Origin of the sequence: Streptomyces sp. NPDC032472 (genome assembly GCF_040636955.1) — a bacterium.
Taxonomy (GTDB): domain Bacteria; phylum Actinomycetota; class Actinomycetes; order Streptomycetales; family Streptomycetaceae; genus Streptomyces.
On sequence record NZ_JBEZVK010000023.1, the window covers coordinates 43530 to 50023 of the forward strand.

A 6494-nucleotide genomic window follows, 5' to 3' on the forward strand; every position below is an offset into this window, starting at 1 on the left:
GCCCAACCATGCGGGAGGTCGGCATGGGCCGATAGTGTTCAGCATTGTCGAACTACGTCAGCAGGAGGCTGCAGCCATGGCACGGAACATCCAGTCGCTCGAACGAGCCGCTGCGATGCTGCGTCTTCTCGCGGGCGGGGAGCGTCGCCTGGGCCTGTCGGACATCGCCGGCGCGCTCGGCCTGGCCAAGGGCACGGCGCACGGGATCCTGCGCACCCTGCAGGCCGAGGGCTTCGTGGAGCAGGACCCGGCATCGGGCCGCTACCAGCTGGGCGCCGAGCTGTTGCGCCTGGGCAACAGCTACCTGGACGTGCACGAGCTGCGCGCCCGCGCGCTGGTGTGGACCGACGACCTGGCCCGGGCGAGCGGCGAGAGCGTGTACGTGGGCGTGCTGCACAAGAGCGGGGTGCTGATCATGCACCACGTCTTCCGCCCCGACGACAGCCGTCAAGTGCTGGAGGTGGGGGCCATGCAGCCGCTGCACTCCACGGCGCTGGGCAAGGTGCTGTCGGCGTACGACCCGATGGCGCACGCCGAGGCCCTGGAGACGGAGCGCGAGGCGTTCACGGCCCGCACGGTGACCGACGGCGCGGGCTTCGAGGAGATCCTGGACCTGACCCGGGCGCGCGGCTGGGCCACGGACGTCGAGGAGACCTGGGAGGGCATCGCCTCGGTGGCGGCCCCCATCCACGACCGGCGGCGGATGCCGGTCGGCGCGGTGGCCGTCGCGGGCGCCGTCGAGCGGGTCTGCGGGGAGTCCGGGGAGCCCCGTGCGGCCCTCGTGGCCTCCGTGCGCGACTGCGCACGGGCCGTTTCGCGCGACCTCGGCGCGGGCCGGTTCTAGGCCCTCACCACTTGCTTCCCGGCCGCACCCGGGCTGCTTTCTGCCCTCTTTTCGCCATATCTCGCCGCTCGGGTGGCTTGATTCGTTCGAACACACCGAGCGGTAACGATCCGACACTTTGGCCTGGCCAACCCTTGACGCGTTCTTCACCTGGGCGAAAAACTGCCGTTCATCGGTCGGCATTGTCGAACACCTACCGGCAATACGCGTTAGGGTGTGGCAAGGCCAAGGACCGGTGAAGCACTCACCGAGTGCGCGGACCACGGGTCACGGGACCCGGTGTCCGCCCACCCCTGGACGTAAGACAAAGGAGTCGCGGGTGTCCAGCTCCGACATCTTCCTCGGCGAGACCATCGGTACCGCCCTGCTCACCCTCCTCGGCGGCGGTGTCTGCGCCGCCGTGACCCTCAAGAGCTCCAAGGCCCGCAACGCCGGGTGGCTCTCGATCACCTTCGGCTGGGGTTTCGCCGTACTGATCGCCGCCTACGTCTCCGCCCCGCTCTCCGGTGCGCACCTCAACCCGGCGGTCACCGTCGGCCTCGCCGTCAAGAACGGCGAGTGGAGCGACGTCCCGGTCTACTTCGCCGGCCAGCTCCTCGGCGCCATGCTCGGCGCCGTGCTGATGTGGGTCACCTACTACGGCCAGTTCCGGGCCCACCTCTCGGACCCCGAGCACATCCGTGACGCCAAGCTCGGCCCGGAGGACCCGCACCCGCACGACGTGGCGGGCCCCGTCCTCGGCGTCTTCTCCACCGGCCCCGAGATCCGCAACGTGGTGCAGAACCTCGTCACCGAGATCATCGGCACCGCAGTCCTCGTCCTCGCGATCCTCACCCAGGGCCTCCAGGACGGCGGCAAGGGCCTCGGCGTCATCGGCGTCCTGATCACCTCCTTCGTCGTCGTGGGCATCGGCCTCTCGCTCGGCGGCCCGACCGGCTACGCCATCAACCCGGTCCGCGACCTCGGTCCGCGCATCGTCCACGCCCTGCTGCCGCTGCCCAACAAGGGCGGCTCCGACTGGGGCTACTCCTGGATACCGGTGGTCGGCCCGCTCGCCGGCGCCGCCCTCGCAGGCGGTCTGTACAACATCGCGTTCGCCTGATCAGCTACCGGCCGCGTTCGTAAGATCCGCACCGCCTACTGGTTCCGCACCACAGACCTCCCAGGAGCAGCCACCATGACCAGCAGCACCGGCCCGTTCATCGCCGCGATCGACCAGGGCACCACCTCCTCCCGCTGCATCGTCTTCGACCGCGACGGCCGCATCGTCGCCGTCGACCAGAAGGAGCACGAGCAGATCTTCCCCAAGCCCGGCTGGGTCGAGCACGACGCCAAGGAGATCTGGGCCAACGTCCAGGAGGTCGTCGCCGGCGCCATCGCCAAGGCCGCCCAAGACATCCCGGGCTTCACCGCCGCCGACGTCAAGGCGATCGGCATCACCAACCAGCGCGAGACCACCGTCCTGTGGGACAAGAACACCGGCGAGCCGGTGCACAACGCGCTGGTCTGGCAGGACACCCGCACCGACGCCCTGTGCAAGGAGCTCGGCCGCAACGTCGGCCAGGACCGCTTCCGCCGCGAGACGGGCCTGCCGCTCGCCTCGTACTTCGCAGGCCCCAAGGTCCGCTGGCTGCTCGACAACGTCGAGGGCCTGCGCGAGCGCGCCGAGGCCGGCGACATCCTCTTCGGCACCATGGACACCTGGGTCATCTGGAACCTGACCGGTGGCGCCGAGGGCGGTGCGCACGTCACGGACGTCACCAACGCCTCGCGCACCATGCTGATGAACCTGCACACCCTGGCCTGGGACGAGAAGATCGCGGAGTCCATGGGCGTCCCGCTCAACGTGCTCCCCGAGATCAAGTCCTCCGCCGAGGTCTACGGCCACGTCAAGGACGGCGTCCTCGCCGGCGTCCCGGTCGCCTCCGCGCTCGGCGACCAGCAGGCCGCCCTGTTCGGCCAGACCTGCTTCTCCGAGGGCGAGGCCAAGTCCACGTACGGCACCGGCACGTTCATGCTGATGAACACCGGCGACAAGATCATCAACTCCTACAGCGGCCTGCTGACCACGGTCGGCTACCAGATCGGCGACCAGAAGCCGGTCTACGCCCTGGAGGGCTCCATCGCCGTCACCGGCTCGCTCGTCCAGTGGATGCGCGACCAGATGGGCCTGATCAAGTCCGCGGCCGAGATCGAGACGCTGGCCTCCTCCGTCGAGGACAACGGCGGCGCCTACTTCGTCCCCGCCTTCTCCGGCCTGTTCGCCCCGTACTGGCGCTCCGACGCCCGCGGTGTGATCGCCGGCCTCACCCGCTACGTCACCAAGGCGCACATCGCCCGTGCCGTGCTCGAGGCCACCGCCTGGCAGACCCGCGAGATCACCGACGCCATGACCAAGGACTCCGGCGTCGAGCTGGCGGCCCTCAAGGTCGACGGTGGTATGACCTCCAACAACCTGCTGATGCAGACGCTCTCGGACTTCCTGGACGCCCCCGTGGTCCGTCCGATGGTCGCCGAGACCACCTGCCTCGGCGCCGCCTACGCCGCCGGCCTGGCCGTCGGCTTCTGGCCCGACACCGACGCCCTGCGCGCCAACTGGCGCCGCGCGGCGGAGTGGACCCCGCGGATGCCCGCCGAGCAGCGGGACCGCGAGTACAAGAACTGGCTCAAGGCCGTCGAGCGGTCCATGGGCTGGATCGACGAGGAAAACGCCGGCTGACCGCACCAGCCGACGAACCGATGAGGAGCTGAAGAGACATGAGCACCCTGCAGAGCGTCCCCGCCCTGGGAACGCACCCGACCGCCGGCTCGAACCCGGGCCGCGCCGAGACCCGTGAGCAGCTGTCGAAGGCCACGTACGACCTGCTGGTCATCGGCGGCGGAATCCTGGGCACCTCGGTGGCCTGGCACGCCGCGCAGTCGGGTCTGCGGGTGGCCATGGTGGACGCCGGCGACTTCGCCGGCGCCACGTCCTCCGCCTCCTCCAAGCTCGTCCACGGGGGCTTGCGCTACCTGCAGACCGGCGCGGTCAAGCTGGTGGCCGAGAACCACCACGAGCGGCGGGTGCTGGCCAAGGACGTGGCCCCGCACCTGGTCAACCCGCTCACGTTCTACCTGCCGGTCTACAAGGGCGGCCCGGTGGGTGCGGCCAAGCTGGGCGCGGGCGTCTTCGCCTACTCCGCCCTCTCGGCCTTCGGCGACGGCATGGGCAAGGTCATATCCCCGGCCCGTGCCGTCGCCGACAACCCCGGCCTGAAGACGGACAACCTCAAGGCCGTCGCGGTCTACTACGACCACCAGATGAACGACTCCCGCGTCGCCGTCATGACGGTCCGCGCGGCCGTCGAGTCCGGCGCCGTCGTCCTCAACCACGCCGAGGTCACCGGCCTGCGCACCACGCGCGGCCGGGTCTCCGGCGCCGAGCTCAAGGACCGCCTGGACGGCACCGAGTTCGGCATCGACGCCCGCGTCGTGCTCAACGCCACCGGCCCGTGGGTGGACCACCTGCGGCGCATGGAAGACAAGCACGCGCTGCCGTCGATCCGCCTGTCCAAGGGCGCCCACATCGTCATGAAGCGCAAGTCGCCGTGGAAGGCCGCGATGGCCACCCCGATCGACAAGTACCGCATCACCTTCGCCCTGCCGTGGGAGGACCAGCTGCTGCTGGGCACCACCGACGAGGTGTACGAGGGCGACCCGGCGGACGTGCGCGCCACCGAGAAGGACATCCAGCAGATCCTGGACGAGGCCGCCTTCTCCGTGAAGGACGCCGACCTCGACCGGTCCCTGATGACGTACGCCTTCGCCGGCCTGCGCGTCCTGCCCGGCGGCCCCGGCGGCGTGGAGAAGGCCAAGCGCGAGACGGTCGTCACCGAGGGTGCGGGCGGCATGCTGTCGGTGGCCGGCGGCAAGTGGACCACGTACCGCCACATCGGCCGCGTGGTCATGGACAAGCTGGCCAAGCTGCCCGGCAGCCCGCTGACCGACGACATGGAGCCGGTGAAGTCCCTGGTGCGCCGGGTGCCGCTGCCCGGTGTCGCCAACCCGAACGCGGTCGCGCACCGCCTGCTCGTCGACCGCGAGCCCGGCGCGCGCATGGACCCGCTGACCGCCCGCCACCTGGCCTCCCACTACGGCTCGCTCGCCTTCGACATCGCGCGCCTGGCCAACGAGGACCCGGCGCTGGCCGAGCGGATCCACCCGGACGGCCCGGAGATCTGGGCGCAGGTCGCCTACGCCCGCGACTTCGAGTGGGCCGAGACCGTCGACGACGTGCTGCGCCGCCGCACGACGGTGACCATCCGCGGCCTCGACGACGACGCGGTCCGCGGCCGCGTCGAGGAGATGCTGGCCCGCAAGGCATAGCTGCGGCGCAGGTGGGGAAGAGGGGCGGTTCCGAGGGGAACCGCCCCTCTGTCGTGGGCTGTGGCGGGCGTCCCCACAAGGCTTAGGCTTTCCCACGTACACAAGGGAACTTCGGAAGGAGACCTGGGTGATCGAGCTTGAGGGCGTGCCCGAGCTGATCGACCCGGTCATGGTGGCCGCGTTCGAGGGCTGGAACGACGCGGGTGACGCGGCCTCCGGTGCGGTGGCGCACCTGGACCGGGAGTGGAAGGGCGAGGTCTTCGCGGCACTGGACGCCGAGGACTACTACGACTTCCAGGTCAACCGGCCGACCGTGTGGCTGGACAACGGCGTACGGAAGATCACGTGGCCGACGACGCGGCTGTCCGTGGTGCGGATCGGCGGCGCGAAGCCGCGCGACCTGGTGATCGTGCGGGGCATCGAGCCGTCCATGCGGTGGCGGTCGTTCTGCAACGAACTGCTGGGCTTCGCCCACGAGCTGGGCGTCGAGATGGTGGTCATCCTGGGTGCGCTGCTGGGCGACACCCCGCACACCCGGCCCGTGCCCGTCAGCGGGGTCACCTCCGACCCGGACCTGGCGCGCACGATGGACCTGGAGGAGACCAAGTACGAGGGGCCGACGGGCATCGTAGGGATCCTCCAGGAGGCCTGCACGCACGCCGGGGTGCCGGCGGTGTCGCTGTGGGCGGCGGTCCCGCACTACGTCTCGCAGCCGCCGAACCCGAAGGCCACGCTGGCCCTGCTGAACCGGCTGGAAGACCTGATCGACATCCGGATCCCGCTCGGCGAACTGCCGGAGGACGCGCGGGCTTGGCAGCTCGGCGTCGACCAACTGGCCGCGGAGGACAGCGAGGTCGCGGAGTACGTGCAGACGCTGGAGGAGGCGCGGGACACCGCGGACCTGCCGGAGGCGTCCGGGGACGCCATTGCCCGGGAGTTCGAGCGGTATCTGCGGCGGCGGGATCCGGCTGCCGAGCCGGGCGCCGGGGGGGCCGACGGCTCGTACCTCCGGGACACGTCCTCGGGGCGTACCCGGCCGCCGCGCCGCCCGTCGGACCCGGACCAGGAGCCGGGCGACGACCCGGCCCCGCCGGAGCCGCCCGTCGCGTGACCCCGGGGGCCGCGTATGCCGCTGCGCGGAGCGTGTCCCCTCCCCGCCCCTTCTCCCCCGGCTACCGCTGGGAGGTGCCCCCGGAAACGGGGGGGGGGGCCCCCCGCCCCCCCCCCCCAAACACCCGCGGGGGGTGTATAATACACCCCCCGGGGGGTGTGGGGGGGGTTGTCG

At 71.0% G+C, this 6494-nt stretch carries 5 protein-coding genes; all 5 read left to right on the forward strand.

The genetic code is table 11. From position 1 onward, the window contains the following. The first annotated feature begins 76 nt into the window (after positions 1-76). Entirely contained in the window at positions 77-844 is a 768-nt protein-coding gene (locus AB0F11_RS17830; RefSeq protein WP_362174129.1) for an IclR family transcriptional regulator, read from the forward strand. A gap of 319 nt (positions 845-1163) precedes the next feature. Then, positions 1164-1946, forward strand: a complete 783-nt coding sequence (locus AB0F11_RS17835) for an MIP/aquaporin family protein (protein WP_362174132.1) — start codon at positions 1164-1166, stop codon at positions 1944-1946. A gap of 75 nt (positions 1947-2021) precedes the next feature. Then, complete coding sequence (glpK, locus tag AB0F11_RS17840) at positions 2022-3563, forward strand: glycerol kinase GlpK (RefSeq protein ID WP_362174135.1); 1542 nt, start codon at positions 2022-2024, stop codon at positions 3561-3563. A 38-nt stretch (positions 3564-3601) separates the two neighbouring features. After that, on the forward strand, positions 3602-5209 hold the full coding sequence (locus tag AB0F11_RS17845) for a glycerol-3-phosphate dehydrogenase/oxidase (protein WP_362174139.1): 1608 nt from the start codon (positions 3602-3604) through the stop codon (positions 5207-5209). A gap of 127 nt (positions 5210-5336) precedes the next feature. Then, positions 5337-6320, forward strand: coding sequence for a PAC2 family protein (locus AB0F11_RS17850; RefSeq protein ID WP_362174142.1), 984 nt, complete (start codon positions 5337-5339; stop codon positions 6318-6320). The last annotated feature ends 174 nt before the right edge of the window (positions 6321-6494 follow it).